19 protein-coding genes are annotated in these 18,562 nt (G+C 64.8%); 6 read left to right on the top strand and 13 right to left on the bottom strand.

What is annotated here, in order from left to right; translation table 11 throughout:
• Positions 1–100: 100 nt before the first annotated feature.
• Positions 101–505, bottom strand: a complete 405-nt coding sequence (locus tag ACVISU_RS26965) for a carboxymuconolactone decarboxylase family protein (RefSeq protein ID WP_050405023.1) — start codon at positions 503–505, stop codon at positions 101–103.
• Between the two features lie 330 nt (positions 506–835).
• On the opposite strand from ACVISU_RS26965, the gene ACVISU_RS26960 reads away from it, so the two are divergent.
• Positions 836–2,317, top strand: coding sequence for an aldehyde dehydrogenase (locus ACVISU_RS26960; RefSeq protein WP_456708873.1), 1,482 nt, complete (start codon positions 836–838; stop codon positions 2,315–2,317).
• Between the two features lie 29 nt (positions 2,318–2,346).
• Here ACVISU_RS26960 and ACVISU_RS26955 read toward each other — a convergent pair whose 3' ends face one another.
• The 4 genes from ACVISU_RS26955 to ACVISU_RS26940 all read right to left on the bottom strand — a co-directional run bounded on the left by ACVISU_RS26955 (position 2,347) and on the right by ACVISU_RS26940 (position 5,937).
• A complete protein-coding gene (locus ACVISU_RS26955; RefSeq protein WP_456708872.1) occupies positions 2,347–2,967 on the bottom strand; it encodes a c-type cytochrome in 621 nt (206 codons plus the stop codon).
• A complete protein-coding gene (locus tag ACVISU_RS26950; protein ID WP_244522083.1) occupies positions 2,964–3,500 on the bottom strand; it encodes a c-type cytochrome in 537 nt (178 codons plus the stop codon). Before ACVISU_RS26950 ends, ACVISU_RS26955 begins: the two co-directional genes overlap by 4 nt.
• Before the next feature lie 112 nt (positions 3,501–3,612).
• Positions 3,613–4,416, bottom strand: coding sequence for an outer membrane protein (locus ACVISU_RS26945; protein WP_050405024.1), 804 nt, complete (start codon positions 4,414–4,416; stop codon positions 3,613–3,615).
• Positions 4,417–4,437: 21 nt separating this feature from the next.
• Entirely contained in the window at positions 4,438–5,937 is a 1,500-nt protein-coding gene (locus ACVISU_RS26940) for a cytochrome C (RefSeq protein ID WP_456708871.1), read from the bottom strand.
• Between the two features lie 233 nt (positions 5,938–6,170).
• Here ACVISU_RS26940 and ACVISU_RS26935 point away from each other — a divergent pair, with 233 nt between their 5' ends.
• A complete protein-coding gene (locus tag ACVISU_RS26935; RefSeq protein WP_456708870.1) occupies positions 6,171–6,917 on the top strand; it encodes a c-type cytochrome in 747 nt (248 codons plus the stop codon).
• Here the strand turns inward: ACVISU_RS26935 and ACVISU_RS26930 are convergent.
• From ACVISU_RS26930 to ftsE, 5 genes are all read right to left on the bottom strand, one after another.
• Entirely contained in the window at positions 6,901–7,479 is a 579-nt protein-coding gene (locus ACVISU_RS26930) for a MarR family winged helix-turn-helix transcriptional regulator (RefSeq protein WP_456708869.1), read from the bottom strand. The genes ACVISU_RS26935 and ACVISU_RS26930 overlap by 17 nt on opposite strands.
• Positions 7,480–7,765: 286 nt before the next feature.
• Positions 7,766–8,527: a lysophospholipid acyltransferase family protein gene (locus tag ACVISU_RS26925; protein WP_050405027.1), complete on the bottom strand. Its 762-nt coding sequence runs from the start codon at positions 8,525–8,527 to the stop codon at positions 7,766–7,768.
• A 1-nt stretch (position 8,528) separates the two neighbouring features.
• Positions 8,529–9,248 (bottom strand): YdcF family protein, encoded by a 720-nt coding sequence (locus ACVISU_RS26920; RefSeq protein ID WP_050405028.1) that lies wholly within the window; start codon positions 9,246–9,248, stop codon positions 8,529–8,531.
• Positions 9,249–9,407: 159 nt separating this feature from the next.
• Complete coding sequence (locus tag ACVISU_RS26915; RefSeq protein WP_063695513.1) at positions 9,408–10,379, bottom strand: cell division protein FtsX; 972 nt, start codon at positions 10,377–10,379, stop codon at positions 9,408–9,410.
• A complete protein-coding gene (gene ftsE / locus ACVISU_RS26910; RefSeq protein ID WP_063695512.1) occupies positions 10,372–11,031 on the bottom strand; it encodes a cell division ATP-binding protein FtsE in 660 nt (219 codons plus the stop codon). Before ftsE ends, ACVISU_RS26915 begins: the two co-directional genes overlap by 8 nt.
• Positions 11,032–11,203: 172 nt before the next feature.
• Here ftsE and ACVISU_RS26905 point away from each other — a divergent pair, with 172 nt between their 5' ends.
• Complete coding sequence (locus ACVISU_RS26905) at positions 11,204–12,064, top strand: MJ0042-type zinc finger domain-containing protein (protein WP_050403445.1); 861 nt, start codon at positions 11,204–11,206, stop codon at positions 12,062–12,064.
• Positions 12,065–12,102: 38 nt separating this feature from the next.
• Positions 12,103–12,480 carry a response regulator gene (locus ACVISU_RS26900; protein WP_029079732.1) on the top strand — a complete coding sequence of 126 codons (378 nt, stop codon included), beginning with the start codon at positions 12,103–12,105 and terminating at the stop codon, positions 12,478–12,480.
• 146 nt (positions 12,481–12,626) lie between these two features.
• Here ACVISU_RS26900 and ACVISU_RS26895 read toward each other — a convergent pair whose 3' ends face one another.
• Positions 12,627–15,236, bottom strand: coding sequence for a TIGR02302 family protein (locus ACVISU_RS26895; protein WP_456708868.1), 2,610 nt, complete (start codon positions 15,234–15,236; stop codon positions 12,627–12,629).
• Positions 15,237–15,407: 171 nt separating this feature from the next.
• On the opposite strand from ACVISU_RS26895, the gene ACVISU_RS26890 reads away from it, so the two are divergent.
• Both ACVISU_RS26890 and ACVISU_RS26885 read left to right on the top strand, forming a co-directional pair.
• Entirely contained in the window at positions 15,408–15,791 is a 384-nt protein-coding gene (locus ACVISU_RS26890) for a carboxymuconolactone decarboxylase family protein (RefSeq protein ID WP_018268955.1), read from the top strand.
• Positions 15,792–15,892: 101 nt separating this feature from the next.
• The gene (locus ACVISU_RS26885; protein WP_050403443.1) at positions 15,893–16,804 is read left to right on the top strand and encodes an NAD(P)-dependent oxidoreductase; all 912 of its coding nucleotides are present in this window, start codon (positions 15,893–15,895) and stop codon (positions 16,802–16,804) included.
• A gap of 94 nt (positions 16,805–16,898) precedes the next feature.
• Here the strand turns inward: ACVISU_RS26885 and lysA are convergent, their stop codons facing one another.
• Together lysA and lptM are read right to left on the bottom strand one after the other, a co-directional pair.
• On the bottom strand, positions 16,899–18,164 hold the full coding sequence (lysA, locus tag ACVISU_RS26880; protein ID WP_050403442.1) for a diaminopimelate decarboxylase: 1,266 nt from the start codon (positions 18,162–18,164) through the stop codon (positions 16,899–16,901).
• Positions 18,165–18,260: 96 nt separating this feature from the next.
• Positions 18,261–18,530, bottom strand: a complete 270-nt coding sequence (gene lptM / locus ACVISU_RS26875) for an LPS translocon maturation chaperone LptM (protein ID WP_456708867.1) — start codon at positions 18,528–18,530, stop codon at positions 18,261–18,263.
• Between the last annotated feature and the right edge of the window lie 32 nt (positions 18,531–18,562).

Here is an 18,562-nt window from a genome sequence, read left to right as displayed (position 1 = left end):
CACCATGTTACCCTGCACAGCTGGCGTCGGCGACGCCTGAGCGAATGTCCGCCAAGGGCCGATGGCGGTCATGAGCAGATGCAGCGAATTGACGCCAAGGCTATTTCGGTGCGGACAGTCTATCAACTTCCTGTTGGAATTTCTGCATGTCGTAACCCGAGCCTTGCAGCATCGTGCTGTTGAAACGAACCAGCGCCGCGGTTGCAATGGCCTCCTTGATTTGCGCATCGGTCGCGCCAGCGCCTTTTGCCAATTTGGTGTGGCCGTAAACGCAATAGACACAGGGAATCTGTGCTGCCACGCCGAGAGCAATGAGTTGCTTGGTCTTCGCGTCCAAGGCTCCGTTGGGATTCATCACGGCCAGCTGTTCGTCCCAATGCGGCTTCAGTACCTGGTCCGGAAATGTCCGTTTGAAATAATCAGGGGCCTCCTGAGCGCTGACGCCTGGTCCCGTTGCCAAGGCCAACAGCAGTGCCAAACCAGCATTCGCCAGTAAAGTTCTCATGACTGATCTCCCTTAAGCGGACGCCGACAAAAGATCAGCGCGTAACCATGGTCTCCTGCAATGAAAGTCGACGCATCGCCTCGCTGTGGCTCGAAGCCACACCGGCGGCTTGCGGCGCCCCTGATTACAGCAGGGAAATGCGACCGGCGAAATATGCTCGATGGTCTATTTTGCGCAGCAGCAATTGGGAGTCGCCAATGTCTCCTGCAGGTCACAAGAGGACATCTCGGCGACCGCCTGTCAGCCTTACCTCCGGCTGCGTTATGTCGGCGTCGCGCAATGCGTGATACCGTTTCGCCAGGCAGAACCGTCGCCTTGCGGGAGGATGTCATGAAGACCTATCAGCTCTACATCAACGGCCAGTATGTCGACCCTGCCAATGGCGAGTGGTTCGACAGCATCGATCCCTATCGCGGCGAGGCCTGGGCCAAGATCCCGCGCGGCACCGCGGCCGACGCCGACAAGGCGGTAAAGGCCGCCAATGAAGCGATGTGGCGCGGGCCGTGGGCGAAGATGACGGCGTCCGCCCGCGGCAAGGTGATGCGCAAGCTCGGCGACCTCGTCGCGGCCAATGCGGAGCATCTCGCCGAGATCGAGGTGCGCGACAACGGCAAGCTGATGGCCGAGATGCTGGGCCAGCTGCGCTACCATCCGGAATGGTGGTGGTATTTCGGCGGCCTCGTCGACAAGCTCGAGGGCGGCCTGGTGCCGATCGACAAGGCCGATACCTTCGCCTACACGACGCATGAGCCGGTCGGCGTCGTCGCGGCGCTGACCGCGTGGAATTCGCCGCTGCTGTTCGTCGCCTGGAAATGCGCCGCGGCGCTCGCCGCAGGCTGCGCCGTGGTCGTCAAGCCCTCGGAATTCACCTCGGCCAGCACGCTGGAATTCGCCGCGCTCACGAGAGAGGCCGGAATCCCCGACGGCATCTTCAACGTGGTGACCGGCTTCGGGCCCGAGGCGGGCTCCGCATTGATCTCGCATCCCGGCGTCGCGAAAATCACCTTCACCGGATCGGACACGACCGGCGCAAAGGTCTACGAGGCCGCGGCCAAGAGCCTCAAACGCGTCTCGCTCGAGCTCGGCGGCAAGTCGCCGAACATCGTGTTCGAGGATGCGGACCTCACGGCGGCTGCGGCCGGCGCGATCTCCGGCATCTTCGCCGCCACCGGCCAGACCTGCATCGCCGGTTCGCGCCTGCTGGTGCAGAGCTCGATCAAGGAGAAGTTCGTCGCGCGCGTGCTGGAGCTGGCGAAATCCGCCAAGATCGGCGATCCCATGCAGGCCGACACCAATGTCGGCCCGATCACGACGCCCGCGCAGTACAAGAAGGTGCTCGACTACATCGATATCGCGAAGGCCGAGGGCGCGCGCTGCCTGCTCGGCGGCAAGCCGGCATCCGGCGACCGCATCAGGGGCGGCCAGTTCGTCGAGCCGACCATCTTCACCGACGTCGACAACACCATGCGGATCGCGCGCGAGGAGGTGTTCGGGCCGGTGCTGTCGATCATCTCCTTCGACACCGAGGAGGACGCCATTCGCATCGCCAACGACACGATCTACGGCCTTGCCGCAGGGATCTGGACCAAGGATCTCGCGCGCGCCATCCGCGTGCCGAAGCAGCTCCGCGCCGGCACGGTGTGGGTCAATACCTACCGCGCCATCAGCTACATGATGCCGTTCGGCGGCATGAAGTTCTCCGGCGTCGGCCGCGAGAGCGGCATCGACGCGGTGCGCGAATATCAGGAGACCAAGAGCGTCTGGATCTCGACCGCGACCGACGTGCCCGCGAACCCGTTCGTGATGCGGTGAGAGTCTGCCGGCAGGCGGCGGACGATCAGCTACTTGATGAAGCTGAGGTAGGACGCCAACGCCTCGATTTCGGCGGATGCCAGCGGGCGGGCAACGAGAGGCATCGGCGATCCCGGGACGGAGTGGTAGCCTTGGCCCCATTGCTCCAACCGAGCTTTCAGATAGAAGCGTGAGAGTCCACCGAGGCGGGGGATATCCCGGATGCCCTCGGCATTCGGACCGTGGCAAGCGTAGCAGGCCGCTATATTCGCATCCGGAATTCCTTCCATGTAGATTGTGCGGCCCGTCGCGGCGAGGTTCCTGTTGCCGTCGTTGGCGGGCCTCGGCGGGATCGTCGCAAAATAGGCGGCAAGATCGCGAGCGGCTTGCGGTCCGAGGACGGCTGTCGCGCTCCACATATACTGCCTCGAGAGCGGATTATCGCGGAAGCGCTCGTGAAAGCTCTTCAGTTGTGTTTCAAGATAGGCCGGCCGCTGACCGGCGAGCCGCGGCGCGATCGCATATCCCTGTGCCGATGTGCCGTGACACCAGGTGCAATTCTGAACCGACACGGTCGGCTCGCCGGCCACGGCAGTGGCCATCGGGGCGGTCAACGCCGAGAGTACCATCAGCAGCGCGGCCGTGCAGGCGGAACGCGTGATGATGCTCATGGCAGCGTGCTCACATAGGCGGCGACGGCTTCGATCTGCGATCTCGACATGTTGTGCGCGGTCGGCGCCATGACAGCGGAGGTGTCAACTGACGTTCCCTGTCCTCGCACTCTCGACCAGCCGGTCAGCTGGCCGACCGTATATTCGTAAAGCTGCCCGGCAAGCCGCGGGATCTCGTTCTGACCGCGTCCGTCGCTGCCATGACAGGCAGAACAGGCCGGCACGTTGGCTTCGGGCAGTCCTTCGTCGAAGATTCGTTTACCCGCAGCGAGCGAACGCGACGGCGCGCCCCCGATCGGCCTCGGATCGAGATGTCGGAAATGCGACGCTAGGGCCGCGACCATCGACGGGCTCAGCGCATGCGCGACATTGGCCATGATCGGATTGACGCGCCGGCGTTCGACGAAGGCGCGCAGCTGGCTCTGGAGGTATTCTTGTTGTTGACCTGCCAGCCGCGGCATCGGGAAGTAGCCGCGGTAGCCTTGGCCCGACAGGCCATGACAGGTTTTGCAGTAGTCGAGCTTCGCCTGCACCTCGTCCGCCCGGCTTGCGGCCGAGAGGCCGGCCGACAATGATACGGCAAGGATCGCCGCTCGTATTGTCAAACAAGAGCCCAAGCTGCTCATGGTCCGCATTCGACTCGATCTATTGCCAATTCCAAACATGGAAGTTCACGCCAAGCTTCACCGTCTGCAGGGTCGTCTTGATGCTCAGTGGGCCAACCCCGTTGTTGACGTCGTTCATCAACGCGGTATGGGTGCCGAAATCGTAATAGTCGTACTCGAGCCGCGCCGACCAATCGTCGCTGAACGCCCATTCGACGCCGGCACCCACGGTCCATCCGAAGCGGTCACCCAGCCCCTCGAAGTCGAACGGGATCGCGGGCGCGACAGCACCAGCTGCGGTGAAGTTTCCTGTGAGGCTGTACTTGCTGTTTGCCCAGGCGACGCCGCCCTTCGCATAGAACAGCCAGTGATCGGCGGCATAACCGACCCTGCCGGTCACCGTCGGAATGAAATCGGTCTTGATGGTCAGGAGCGCCGTGTCGGGCGCGCTGTCGGGAAGAGCGAGCAGCCGCTCGCCCTTCATCGTTGAACCGGAAGCCGCGCCCTCGATGCCGATCACGAAATTCGAGGGGGTCTGGTAGTCGCACCCGAGCTGACCGCCGATAATAGCGCCGCGCTGGTCGAGGCCGACGGTGGCAGGGCCACCGGTGGTAAAACCCGGTCCGCCCAGATTGACGTTGTCCTGCACCAGCAACACCGGATCGGTAACGGTGTTGCTCATCCAGGACCCGCCGCCGTGCATGCCGATATAGCAGCTCGTCCAAGTGAACCTTTGCACGAACGTCGCCTTGACCGGCATCTGGGTCGGCAGATCAGCGGCGAATGCCGGCGCGGCGGAGATGAGGGCCAGCCCTGCAATTCCGAACAAGGAAAATTTGCTCATGCGTAGATCTCCGTTGCACCGCTACATCGCAAACCATGCGTGAAGGAAGACAGTGTTGTTGTCCTGGGCGCCAAGCGTGGTGCCGTTGAATTTGTTGTAGTAGACGTATTGCAGGCCGATCTTGGCGTTGAACCACGGCCAGCCCGGCGCTTTACCCATTCCAAACGGAATGTAGTCGAGCTCCGCCATCCAGCCGCTGCTGTTCGGACTGTTGTTCGCGAAGCCACCGCCAACCGAATAGAGATTGGCGTCAGGCGTGCCCCAGATCTTGAAATACTGACCGGTCAGCGCGAAGCGATTGTCGCCGCCGAATGTGACCTCGCCGGTGAGACGAAGCGAGTTGAGCAGATTGCTCGGGTTGGCGGACGCGCCCGTCGGAAAGCTCGCGTTGAGCTGCTGGAATTCGCGCAGATAGTTGGCGCGAAGCGTGACCCAGTAGTTGGAGCCCTGGTACTGATACTGCGAGTCGAAGCCGACGTCGGTGAACCTGTCCGCGATGCCGAGTACGCCGGTCGTTCCCTGCACGAAGGTCGAATCGATCCACGGGTTGACATTGAAGACCATGCCATAGGTGCCGATCATGAACGTGTGCGGCCCCCAGTGCGGTTCGAGCGCCACGCGCCAATAGGGCGCCACGCCGCTGAACAGGCCCGGCGCGCCGAACGGATCCACGCCCAGCGAGTTCTGCTGCCCGAAGCGAAGCGTCTGGTAGCCGGTTGCCTCGAGATAAAGCATGTCGTTGATCATCGTATAACCGCCGACACCCACGGCATGCGCCGCAAAGGCACCCTCGATTATCGTCCTGGCGCCGGGCGTCGAACCAAGGTTCGAGACAGCGTAGGGAAACGTCCAGGCCGGCGTCGTATTCCAGAGGTCCTGAACAGTCGGATTATTGTTGGCCGTGATTCCGTAGATGATATCGAGCGGCCCGATCCTGGTCGTGCTCGCAAAACGTACGTCGGTGTTGTCCCAGGTCCAGGTGTGCAGGAATTTGTCCGCCGGGGTGCCGCTCAATCCGGACACCGGACCTGGCGCGTTGTAGGTGACTTGAGCGAACGCGCCGATGTTGCTGGTGACCGCGCCGCCCCAGAAGCCGCTGAACGGCGTCAGGACCGTGTTGTCGTTGGGTCGATAGGGATCGGTCGGCGCAGGGATATCGGCTTGCGTGTGGGTGAAGCCCGCAATTGCCATCATGGAGATCGGAGGCACCCAGCCCCGCTCGCCGCTCGATGTGGCGGACTGCGCAGCACCACCGCCGTCGGTGCGGTTGGCGTAGTCGCGTAGCGCCGCATAAGCTTGTTGCGGTCCGTTGTTATTGCCGAACGGCGTCGTCTTGTAGAGACCGCCGCCGGTCGTGTAGCCGAGAAGCTTGAAGCGGCGGCCAAACGGCGTCAGCCCCGGGAAGCTCGTATGACAGGTGCCGCAAGGCTGCCCGGTCTGCCGCGCGAAGCTCGGCAATGCGCTTGCCGGCGCCGCCCCGCCGATCATCACGAGCAGAACGACGGCGGCACAAATAGCCATGACGGCGGCAATGCCGCCTCTGCTCCACACTCGATCGGAACGTCTATGCTCCATCGCGGTTCATTCCGTCTTGCGGCGCAACTTTTTTCAGAGGAGAGAGCGACGCGCCGCGGACGAGATAATGCAATGGTCGCGCTAGCTGTGAAGCCACTTCATCGCAGGCGACTGCGTTTCCATACGACGCGCGCCATTTCGGCAACGAGCGTTGCATCTGCAACGCCACGGAATGTTGCATGTACAACGAGATTGCATGCGCTGTGATTTGTAAATTTGAAGTGGACCGATGCGCGCGGCACAGCGTAGCTTGCGCGTGCATCTATGGGCACACGTCAATGAACTTGCGATTGAACCGGCATGCTGCTCTCGCCACTGTCCTTGCGCTCGCCTCCACATCCATCGGTGCATATGGCGCCGCGGCAGAAAACATTTCCGCGCAGGCTCTCAAGGCAAAGACGGATTACTGCAAGACCTGTCACGGGCTCGACGGGCAAGGCTTTCGTGGATCGGCCCCCATGCCACGGCTAGCGGGCCAGCAGCCGGAATATCTCGCAAGCCAATTGCAGGCATTCATCGACCGCAGGCGGACCAATCCCGTGATGAACAACGTCGCACACGTGCTCGACCCTGAAATGGTCAAGGCGCTCGCGGCCTATTTCAAAGACCTCAATCCGAAACCGCTCGGAGGCGGAGCCAAATCGCCATCGTCCGACGGTAAGAAGATCTACGAGGAAGGCGTGCCGAGCGCCAACATTCCACCCTGCGCGTCCTGTCACGGCACGGACGGCAAAGGCGCCGACGCGTTTCCGCGCCTTGCCGGTCAGCTTCCCGACTATGTCCAGCGCAAGCTGGCCAATTGGGACAAGGAGCGTGGCCAGAAGAAGGATCAGCCCGACAACTCATCGATTATGCAGCCGATAGCGCACGATCTGACCGAAGCCCAAGTGAAGGCCGTCGCCGCCTATGTCAGTCAGCTGAACTGACCAGCGCCGAGGATGGCGGCTCGGAAGATCCCTCGATCGGATGCGTGATGCGGTCTGCGATGCTGATCAGCGCCATCGTACCATCGTTGCCGAGCAGCGCCTTGGCCTCGTCTTGTGCCGCCAGCCATGCCGACTGGGCGCTGAACAGCAAATCCTTTCCTGCGTTGGTCAACGCGATCGGTCTGCTGCGGCCGTCGGCGTTGTCGCGCACTTCTTCGACCCACCCTTCGCAAAGGATCAATTTCAGATTTCGGGTGAGCGTCGAGCGCTCGAGATGCTGCAGGCGAGCGATCTCGGCGCGGGTGATGGAGCCGGCTTGATCGATCATCGAAAGAAGGACGAATTGTGCCGAGCTGATGCCGAACGGCCGAAGCGGCTTGTCGAAGAGTTCCGTGACGGACCTGGATACGTAGCGGGCTCTCATGAAGAGGCTGTCACCCATCCGCATGATCACGCCATTGTTCAGAGCTGACTTACCTCCGACTTTTCGCATCAGCGCCTCCGCCAAGGTTCTGTCTGAAACCTGCGTCGGTTCGCCGCGGTGGTGATTGCGATAGATCAAAAATGATCGGCTCTCGCCCGGAGTTACGGGCGCGACTCACTCGCAACTGTGGAGGGCGACATCGGGGAATGCCCATGACCTGTGATGCAAACTGACTGGAGCGCCGCGAACGTCATGTTCGATCGGCCCTATTCCGCGGTGAGCTGCACTCGCGCGATGTAAAGACTGCAACGTCGGCATCGGCTCGTTCTCAGGCCGGTCGCCCCCGAATGACGGCTCGATCGGTGACCGGTCCGAGGCGCTTCGCAACCGTCCCGCTACTACCGAGCGTCGTCGAGCACGCGCCCTACCCTTTCGCCGAACTCGGCACGCCGCCGAACAATTTCGCCTGCTCGGCGCGGCCGGCGTCGACGATGCGGGTGGTGGCGGTTTCGATCTGATCGCGCAGGCGGGTCATGAACTCGTCGCGCGGCAGGCCCGGCGGCAACGGATCGAGGAATTCGACCACCAACGTGCCGGGATAGCGCATGAATGTGCGGCGCGGCCAGAACAGCCCCGAATTGAGCGCGATCGGCAGGCACGGCACGCCGCTCTCGGCATAGATCTGCGCGACGCCGGCCTTGTAGTTCGGCGCGGCGCCGGGCGCGGTGCGGGTGCCTTCGGGAAAGATCACGAGCTGCCGGCCGAGCTTCACCTCGGCGGCCGCACGCTTCAGCGTCTTGATCAGCGAGCGCGGGCCGCCGCCGCGCTCGACCGAGATCATGCCGACCTTCTTCAGGTACCAGCCGAACACCGGGATCATCATCAGCTCGCGCTTGAGGATGAACAGCGGATGCTCGAAGAAGCGCACCAGCGCGAACGTCTCCCAGAACGACTGGTGCTTGGAGGCGACGACCAGCGGCCCTGCGGGAATCTTCTCGACGCCGCGGAACTCGATCCGGATGTTGCAGATCACGCGCATCAGGAACAGGCTGGTGCTGGCCCACGCGGCCTCGATCGCCATCAGCGCGCCGCGCGGCAACAGCAGCGCCGGCAGCGCGACGATGCAGAGCAGCACCAGCACCAGATAGAACAGCACGTTGAAGATCAGCGAGCGCAGGAAAATCATTTCAGTCCTTGTTCGCCTGCGCCGTTGCCGGGCGGCGCGGCGCAGCTGCCGGCTGCTCGGCGAGATCGGAGGTCAGGTCGAGGCCGATATCGGCCAGCCGCACCCGCATCTCCGCAGCGACATATTTGGCGTATTCCGATAGCAAGAGACGGAACGTTCCGCCACTCGTCCACCACGGCTCGTCGCGCCATTTGTCGCCGACGACGGCGAACGGGATCAGCGTGATATCCGGCATCGCATGTGACAGTTCCACGATCGCCCGCGGCATGTGGTAGTTCGAGGTCACCACGATCAGCGACTTGAAGCCGCGCTCGTGCGCCCAGCGCCGCGTCTCCGCCGCATTGCTGCGGGTGTTGACCGCCGAGCGGTCGAGATCGACGCAGCACCGCATCAACCCCTGGCTGTCCGGCACCGAGCGCGAAATGTCATTGGCGTCGTTGGTCGGATGCACGCCGGAGATCAAGAGGCGCTTGCCGTAACCCGCAGCCAGCAGTTCCATCGCGTCGGACACCCGCGACGAGCCGCCGGTCAGCACCACGATGCCGTCGGCATTGTGCGGCGGATCGGTCTCGACACCGCGCAATTGCGACAGGAAGCCGATGAAGCCGACCGCGGCGGCAACGAAGGCAAGCGCCAGCGGCACGACGATGACGACGCGCAGCCAGCCGCGCGCCTGCGCGGCATGGCCTTTCGGCGACGTATCGTCGGGCTGCAAACTCATGTGATGCTGATATCCTTCCCCCCGGGGATTTTAGAGCATGATCCGGAAAAGTGGAAACCGGTTTTGCCCGGCAAGGGCCGCACGTCTGCGAGCGAAATCACACTCCGGCGACGCCCCGCGATCACGATACCGCCCCCATGATTGCGACGCCGCGGGCCGTCAGTCGATGTCGTCGAGCGTGGCAAACAGGGTGCGCCGCGACGCCCACGCGGTGATCGCCGCGATCAGCACCGCCTGCAACGCCAGGACGAGGTAACCCGACGGACGCAGCGAGAACGTGCCGAGCAGGGCCGCGAACTGGTCGCCGACCGGCGTGCCGGAGAACCAGTTGGCGATCGATTCCGAAAAGCCGAACGCCAGCATCGCCGCGCCGCCGCCGATCAGTCCGCCCTCGAGGCCGAGCCTGAGGAAATGCCGCAGGAAGCGGTTGGCGATGAAGCTGTCGCCGGCGCCGACGAAATGCAGCACCTCGACGATTGGACGGTTGGCAGCCATCGCGCCGCGGGTCGCGAACGACACCGAGATGATGGTGGCGATGATCACGAGGATCAGGATGCCGACGCCGGCAAACACCGTGGCGCCCGTCATCGAGCGCATGCGCTCGATCCAGGCGCGATGATCGTCGACGCTGGCGGTCGGCGCCGCCTGCGTCACCCGCGCGCGCAAGCCGGCGAGATCGAGCGTGGTGCCGGGCTGCACCCGCGCCACGATCACGCGCGGCACCGGCAGTTCGTCGATCGAGAGTCCGCTGCCGAGCCACGGCTCCAGCAGCTTGGCGGATTCCTCCTTGCTGAACGGACGAACCTCGAGAATGCCGGGCTGCGCCCGCATCGCCTCCACCGCGGCCTGCGCGTCGCGGTCGAGGTCGCGGCCCGGCGAGGGGCGCACCTGGATGGTGATCTCGCTCGACACTTCGGATTGCCATTCGGCCGCCGACGCGCTGACCAGCAGCACGGTGCCTGTCGTCAGCGAGGCGAGGAAGGTCATGATCGCGACGACCGCGACCAGCGCGCGGCCGGAGATCGAGGCGCGCGGCACGATCGGCGACATGTTGCGCGCCGTGGCCGGGACCTGCGGACGCTCGCGCCCGAGATCGACCAACGACACTTTCTCGTCGCCGCTCCTATTCATAGATGTGCAGCCGTCCCTGATGCAGCACCAGCCGCCGCGCCTCGTATTGATCCATCAATGTAATGTCGTGGGTTGCGATGATGACCGCGGTGCCGGACTTGTTGAGCTCGATGAACAGCCGCAGCAGGCGGCGCCCGAGCGTCGGATCGACGCTGCCGGTCGGCTCGTCCGCCAGCAGCAATTGCGGCCGCGAGATCACCGCGCGCGCTATCGCCGCGCGCTGTTTCTCGCCGCCCGACAGGATCGGCGGCAGCGCATCCATCCGCTCGCCGAGGCCGACCCATTTCAGGAGGTCGATCACCTCGCGGCGATAGGTCGATTCCTCGCGGCCCATCACGCGGAACGGCAGCGCGACGTTCTCATAGGTCGTCATGTGGTCGAGCAGGCGAAAATCCTGCAGCACGATGCCGATCCGCTTGCGCAGGTCGGCGACCTGATCCTTGCCCAGCAGGGAGACGTCCTTGCCGAACAAATTGACCAGCCCCCGGGTCGGCCGCAGCGACAGGAACAACAGCCGCAGCAGCGAGGTCTTGCCCGCGCCGGACGGCCCGGTGAGGAACTGGAACGAATGCGCCGGGATCATGAAGGAGAGGTCGCGCAAAATCTCCGGGCCGAGCCCGTAGCGCAGACCGACATTTTCGAACCGAACCAATGCGCTAGCTCCGTTCGAGAGGGCCTGTGGCCCAATACCCAACAAAGACGACCCGAACATCCGCCGAGCGGCCGCAAACCGCACAGAACGCTTGTGCGTCGGTTATGGTTTCCGATTCGTTAACGGTCGCTCGGTAGCATCCGGGCATACCACACGGTGGAGATTCGGCTCCATGCATATCGTTTGCCCGCATTGTACAACATCCTACGCCATCAATCCGGCCACCCTGGGCGAGGCCGGCCGCACGGTCCGTTGTTCCCGCTGCCGCGAGGTCTGGCTGGCCCGGCCGGAGGACGCGATCGGGGCGACTGCCCCTACACTGGCCTATGAGCCCGCGGGCTCCAATCTCGCCGACGAATGGGAGGCGATGGGCCGCGAGGAGGCTGACACGACCCCGGTGGTCGAAAGCCCCTCGATTTCAGCCGATTTGCCCGCCGACGGGGACGCCGCCACGGAATGGCCGGCGGTGGCCGAAGCGGATGCCGCGGCCCATGCCGACACCCGGGATGCCAGAAAGCGCCGCTTCCGCCTGCCGCGGTTTCCTCGCCTCTTCCGTCTGCCGTCGCTCCCCCGTATTCCGTTCATGCCCGTGATTGGTGCCCTGCCGACCACCTGCGCGGCGATGGGCGCGCTGATCATCGCGCTGTTCGTCTGGCGCAATGACGTGGTGCGGCTGCTGCCGCAGACCGCGCTGTTCTACAAAATGGTCGGGCTCGACGTGAATTTGCGCGGCCTCGCCTTCAAGGACCTCAAGATCACCAACGAGACCGTCGACGGCAAGCCGGTGCTGGTGATCGAAGGCATGATCGTCGGCCAGACCAGGAAGCCGGTCGAATTGCCGCGGCTGCGCTTCTCGGTCCGTGACGCCCAGGGCGCCGAGATCTATGCCTGGAATGCGGTGCTGGAGCAGCCGGTGCTCAATCCCGGCGAGCGCGCTTTCTTCAAGTCGCGCCTCGCCTCGCCGCCGCCCGAAGGCCGCAATATCGACGTACGCTTCTTCAACAAGCGTGATCTCACCGGCGGCCGCGCGTGAGGCTGCCGGCCAACACTTTCGGGAACTGACCAATCGCCATGACGCGTGTTCTGATCGCCGACGACGAAGACTCGATGCGCTCGCTGGTGGCGCGCGCCATCGCCATGGACGGCCACGAGACCGTGACCGCGCAGGACGGCGCCGAGGCACTGGAGATGCTGACGCGCGACGAGGGCGCGTTCGACCTGTTGCTCACCGACATCCAGATGCCCGTCATGGACGGCATCGCGCTGGCGCTGACCGCGGCGCGCGATTTTCCCGAATTGAAGATCCTGCTGATGACCGGCTTCGCCCATCAGCGCGAGCGCGCTTCGGGCCTCGAGGCGATCGTGCATGACGTGGTGACCAAACCGTTCTCGGTCGCCGATATCCGCACCGCGGTGGCGGACGCGCTGGCGGCGAGGAAGGCGAGTTAGCAACCGCTCCCCGCACACCACTGTCATGCCCCGCGAAAGCGGGGCGTCCAGTACGCCGCGGCCTCTCGATTCGATCGCTGGCGTCTCTGGAATACTCGATCGCTCGGTCATCGAGCCGGGCGATGACGGTGGAATGTGTTGCGGGCTCAGTAATCCTTCAGCAACCGCTCGATGTAGTCGAGCTCGAGCTGCGGGCGTGACGGATCGGCGAGGCGGCGGCGCAGCTCTTCGAGGATGCGGCGGACGCGCTGAACGTCGATTTCGCCGGGGATCTTCACCGTGTAGTCGTCGCCGAATTCGCGGCCATGCAACGGACGGCCGAGCGGATCGGTCTGGTTGCCGCCGCTCTGCTGGCGGCCGGCGCGGTTGCCGGGGCCATCGCCCTGCTGGTCGCCATCGCCCTGCTGCATCGCGTCGGCGAGGCTCTGCGCGCCCTTGCGCAGCGCATCGAGCGCGCGACCCTGCGAATCCACCGCGCCGTCGGCATTGCCCTCGCCGAGCCGCCCGGAGGCATCGCCCATTGCGGAATCGGCCTGGTCGAGCCCGTCACCGTCGTCGCCCTGGTCGCCCTGATCGCCGCCTTGCTCGCCCTGCTGCGCCTGATCGCCCTTCTGACCTTGCCCCTTCTGACCCTTCTGGCCGCGCTGCTCCGGACCCATGCCGCGCTTGGCGAGCTCTTCCTGTAGCTTCTTGAGACGATCGCGCAGCGCCTGCTGATCCTGCTGCAGGTCGCCCATCGACTGATCGCCCTGCTTGCCGCGCATCCGGTCGCGGCGGGAATCCTGGCCCTGCTTGAAGGTCTTGTCGCGCAACTGCTGCTGCTTGCGGATCATGTCGCCGAGTTCGTTGAGCGACTGCTGCATGTCGTCGTCGCCCTGATTGGGCTGCGCCATCTGCAGGTTTTCCAGCATCTGCTGCATCTGCTCCAGCAACTGGCGCGCCGCATCCTTGTCGCCGGAGCGCGACAGCCGCTCCATGCGGTCGAGCATGTTCTTGAGGTCCTGCTGGCTCAGGACCTTGGCATTGGGATCGAGCGGGCGTGCGAGCTGCTGCGGATTGTTGCGGAACTGCTCGACCATCTGGCGCAGGAAATTGTCCAGTGCCGCACGCAGATTGTCGGTGAGCTTCTTGATCTCCTCGTCGGTCGCGCCGCGTTCCAGCGCCTGCTTGAGCGCCTCCTGCGCCGCGCGCAGCGCCTTGTCGACGTCGCTGATATTGCCGTCCTCGATGGTGACGGCGAGCGCCCACATGCTGGCGACGACCTCGCGCAGCTGGTCGTCGGTGCGCGCCGCCTCAAGCTGGCGGGCCACGGTGTGAAGGCCTAGATAATAGCCGGTTTCCGGCATGAACATTTCCGGCGCGATCATCAGCGCGTCGAGCGCGGCGTAGACCTGGCCGTTCTGGTTGGCATCGAGCGCCAGGATGCGGCGCTGCTCGATCAGCGCGCGCGCCAGCGGCTTGGTGAACAGCCGCTCGGGCAGCCGCATATTGAACGGCTCGCTCTTGCCCTCATTGCCGGCTTCGTCCTTTGCGGACAGCGTCAGCGTCACGTCGGCGCCGGCGTAAGGATCCTCGCTGAGATCCTTGACGGTCTGGCCGACGCCGTTGCGGGTGCGCGCATTCGGCAGCACCAGCGGAAATTGCGGCGGCTCGAACAGCGGGCGCGGCTGCGCGGCCTTGCCGTCGGCATCTTTCGGCGCATCGGCCGGCCGCGCTGCGAACTGCGCGCGCGCTTCGGTGACGCCGTAATCGTCCTCGAGCCTGTAGGACATCTGCAAGGCGCCGCGCGCCTGCCGCTCCGGATCCTTGGCGAGTGCAATCGACGGCGGACGGTCCGGCGTCGCGGTGAACTTCCACTGCGGCTGGCCGGCCGGCGCGCGGACATGCGCGGTGCCGTCGCCGGAGATCTTGAAATGCCGCTCGTTGGTGCCCTTGGGCGCCTGCCCCTCCGGCGCAACCTCGGCGACGCCGCCACCGACCACGACGTCGATGGTGCCGCCGCTGGAGCGTACCAGCAGCGTGCTGCCCGAGGGAACCGCGAGCGGGGTGGTATCGGCCGCGTTGGCATCCTTGTTGGCGTTGGACAGGATGATCGGCGGCTTGCCGGTATAGTTCGGCGGCGTCACCCAGGCGTCGACCCGGATATTGGCCGGCGCCATGATGCCATTCCAGTCGAACGCGGAGGCGACCCGCAGGCCGCGCTCGTCGCCGGCGGCGACATAGGTCGCGACCAGCATCACGATGACCAGCGCGCGCAGCGCCCAGGGATCGTGCAGCGACACCCGCGGCCGCGGCAGCCCGGCGCGGATCCGCTTGAGCGAGGCCAGCGTGCGCTCGCGCTGCGCCTGCCACAGCGCCAGCGCGAACGGATCCTTGTTGGTGAGCGTGTCGGAGAGCGTGGTCGCGGGGCGATGGCGGATACCTGCGCCGCGGTCGAGCCGGCTCAACCCCTCCTCGCGGCTCGGCCAGCGGAAGCGCAGCAACGGCAACAGCGCCGCGAGCGCGGCTATGCCGAACAGGGCAGCGCCGGCCACGCGTGCGGCAAACGGCAGCGCCAGCCACAGCCCGGCCCAGGACGCGACCAGGAACAGACCCACGACCGTCAGGAACCGCGCCAGATGCGGCCAGGCCCGTTCCCAAGCAATCGCGAACTTTGCCCGCTGCAGAGCCTCGGTCAGTTTCAACCGCGCGATCGCATCGCTGTCGCGCGCGGCGCTTGACGGGTTGTCAGACGGGTCGATGTTGGCTCCGCTCAATAAAATCTCCGGGGTAGCCGGCAGGTTAGCCTAGCACAGCGGCGGCTTTGAGGCACCCGTTCCCCGGCGTAACCCACACCAGGAAATACGCATAACACGAAGGCGTGACTGCGGCAGTTCGACCCCGTAACTTCCCGGTCCGAACCAACGCCTTAAGCATGAGGAAACGACATGGACCAGAAGACGCACGACAAGGGGCTCGAAATCCGCAAGGCGGTGCTCGGCGAGGCCTATGTCAACAATGCACTGAAGAATTCGGACAGCTTCAACAAGCCGTTCCAGGAACTGGTCACCGAATATTGCTGGGGCGCCGTCTGGGGCCGCGAGGAGCTGCCGCGCAAGACGCGCAGCATGCTCAACCTCGCCATGATCTCGATCCTGAACCGGCCGCACGAGCTGAAGGCGCACATCAAGGGCGCGCTGACCAACGGCGTGTCGCGCGACGAGATCCGCGAGATCTTCATGCAGGTCTCGATCTATGCCGGCATCCCGGCCGGCGTCGACAGCTTCCGCATCGCGCGTGAAGTGTTCGCCGAGCTCGACAATAAGGCGTGAGCGAACTCCACTCGCTGTCGTCCCGGCCAAACGAGGCGCGAGCCGGGACGACGTCGAGTGCGAGGCGGACTCCGCACATAACGACGTAGAGGAACAACACCATGGAAATCGGATTTATCGGCCTCGGGAAGATGGGCTTCCCGATGGCGCGCCGGCTGATCGAGGCTGGCCACAAGCTCACCGTATTCGATACGAGCAAGGATGCGCGCGATCGGCTGGTTGCGCTCGGCGCCACTGCGGCAACGTCGCCCAAGGATATCGCCGACCGCGTCGAGACCGTGATGGCGAGCCTGCCGTCGCTGCAGGCCTCGCTCGAGGTCGCGACCGGCACAGGCGGTGTGATCGAGGGCACGCGCGTCAAACGCTTCATCGATCTCTCCACGGTCGGCTCGCAGATGGCCGTGAAGATCCACGATCTCCTCGCCAAGAAGAACATCGTGCAGATCGACAGCCCGGTCTCGGGTGGCGTGTCGGGCGCCGAGAAGGGCACGCTGGCGGTGATGGTGTCGGGCCCGCGCGCCGATTTCGAGTTGGTGAAAGGCGCGCTCGACGTCATCGGCAAGGTGTTCTTCATCGGCACCAAGCCAGGCTCCGGCCAGACCATGAAGCTCGCCAACAACTTCCTGTCGGCGACCGCGATGGTCGCGACCTCGGAAGCGGTGGTGATGGGCGTCAAGTCCGGGCTCGATCCGGCCGTGATGATCGACGTCATCAATGCGGGCTCGGGGCTGAACACCGCGAGCCGCGACAAGTTTCCGCGTTCGGTCTTGCCGCGCAGCTTCGACTTCGGCTTCGCCACCGGTTTGATGGTGAAGGACGTGCGCCTCGCCGTCGAGGAGATGCGTTCGCTCGGGCTGTCGATGGAAGTTGCCGAAGCGGTCGGCCGGCTCTGGGAAGTCATCATCCGGGAGGAAGGACCGGAGTCGGATTTCACGGCGGCGATCAAGCCGATTGAGAAGGCCGCGGGCGTGATCGTCGGCGGTAGTGGAAAAGGCAGTCACGCCGCGAAGTAACGCCTGCGTAGGTGAGTAGGGCGTAGCGAAACCCGTCAATTGCGTCCGCGCAGCGAGATGATGGGTTTCGCTGCGCCCTACCCACCCTACAAGATCACAGCCACGGCGCGGGCTTGTCCATCGCGATCAGCGCGTCGACGTCGATGCGCGGGCGGACCACGGCGTATTGGTCGTCCTTGACCAGCACTTCCGGCACCAGTGGCCGCGTGTTGTAGGTGCCGGCCTGCACCGCGCCATAGGCGCCGGCGGTCATGATCGCCAGGAGATCGCCGGCCTTCGGCTGCGGCAGCGCACGGTCGAGCGCGAGATAGTCGCCGGTCTCGCAGACCGGGCCGACCACGTCGGCGACCATGATCGGGGTATCAGGTGCAGGCTGACGCACGGCTAAGATGTCGTGATGCGCCTCATACAGCGTCGGCCGGATCAGGTCGTTCATCGCGGCGTCGATGATCACGAAGTTCTTGGCATCGCCCGGCTTCACATGGATGACGCGGCTAACGAGGATGCCGGCATTGCCGACGATCAGGCGGCCCGGCTCGAACATCAGCGTGCAGCCGAGATTGTGCGTGACGCGCTTGACCATCGCAGCATAGGTCGCGGGCAGCGGCGGCGCGGCACGATCCAGATGATAGGGAATGCCGAGGCCGCCGCCGAAATCGACGTGCGAGATATCGTGGCCGTCGGCGCGCAGCGTCTGCACGAATTCGGCGAGCAGGCGGAACGCCGCCTCCAGCGGGCCGAGATCGGTGATCTGGCTGCCGATATGCACGTCGGTGCCGGTGACCTTGATGCCCGGCAGCTTCGCCGCGCGGGCATAGACCTCGCGGGCGCGCGCGATCGGAATGCCGAACTTGTTCTCCGACTTGCCGGTCGAGATCTTGGCGTGGGTGCCGGCATCGACGTCGGGATTGACCCGCACCGAGATGCGCGCGGTCGTCTTCATCTCGACGGCGAGGCGCGAGAGCATCTCGAGCTCCGGCTCGGACTCGATGTTGATGCAGAGGATGTCGGCGGTGAGCGCGGCGCGCAGCTCGGCCTCGGTCTTGCCGACACCGGAGAACAGGATCTTCGAGGGCGGGATGCCGGCCGCGAGCGCCCGCTTCAACTCACCGCCGGACACGACGTCGGCGCCGGCGCCGAGCTTGGCCAGCGTGCGCAGCACCGACTGGTTGGAGTTGGCCTTCATCGCGTAGCAGACCAGCGTCTTCTCGCCGGCAAAGGCCTCGGTGAAGACGCGGTAGTGGCGCTCCAGCGTCGCGGTCGAATAGCAATAGAACGGCGTGCCGACGGCCTCCGCCAGCTCGATGAGATTGACCGCCTCGGCATGCAGCACGCCGTTGCGATAGTCGAAATGGTTCATGACAGGCTTGATTGTTTGAGCATGATCTCCGCGCAAACGCTTCGCGTTTGTCGCAGGGAACACCGGTTTCCACTTTTCCGGATCATGCTCCAGATACTAGTTGCCGAGCAGCGGATCGAGTACGAACGACCGTTTATTGCCTTTCGACGCCGTCGGCGCGGCATCCGAGCCATAGGTCGGATTGAACACGCTCGGCTGAGCCGCGCGCTCACTCTCGGTGTCGCCCGGAGCTGTGGCCGGCGCGGCGTTCGCGGTCGGCGGCAGGTCGAGCGGTCCCTTGCGGCCGCAGCCGCCAAGCGCAAGCGCAGCAGCGCTCAGCACAATAATGGCCCATCCCGAGGGGGTCAGGCGGTTCTTGCTAATCACGACGAATTCCCCAATTCGGGCGGCACCATACA

This window comes from Bradyrhizobium sp. USDA 4452 (genome assembly GCF_054063575.1).
This window is presented reverse-complemented; position numbering and strand designations above follow the sequence as displayed.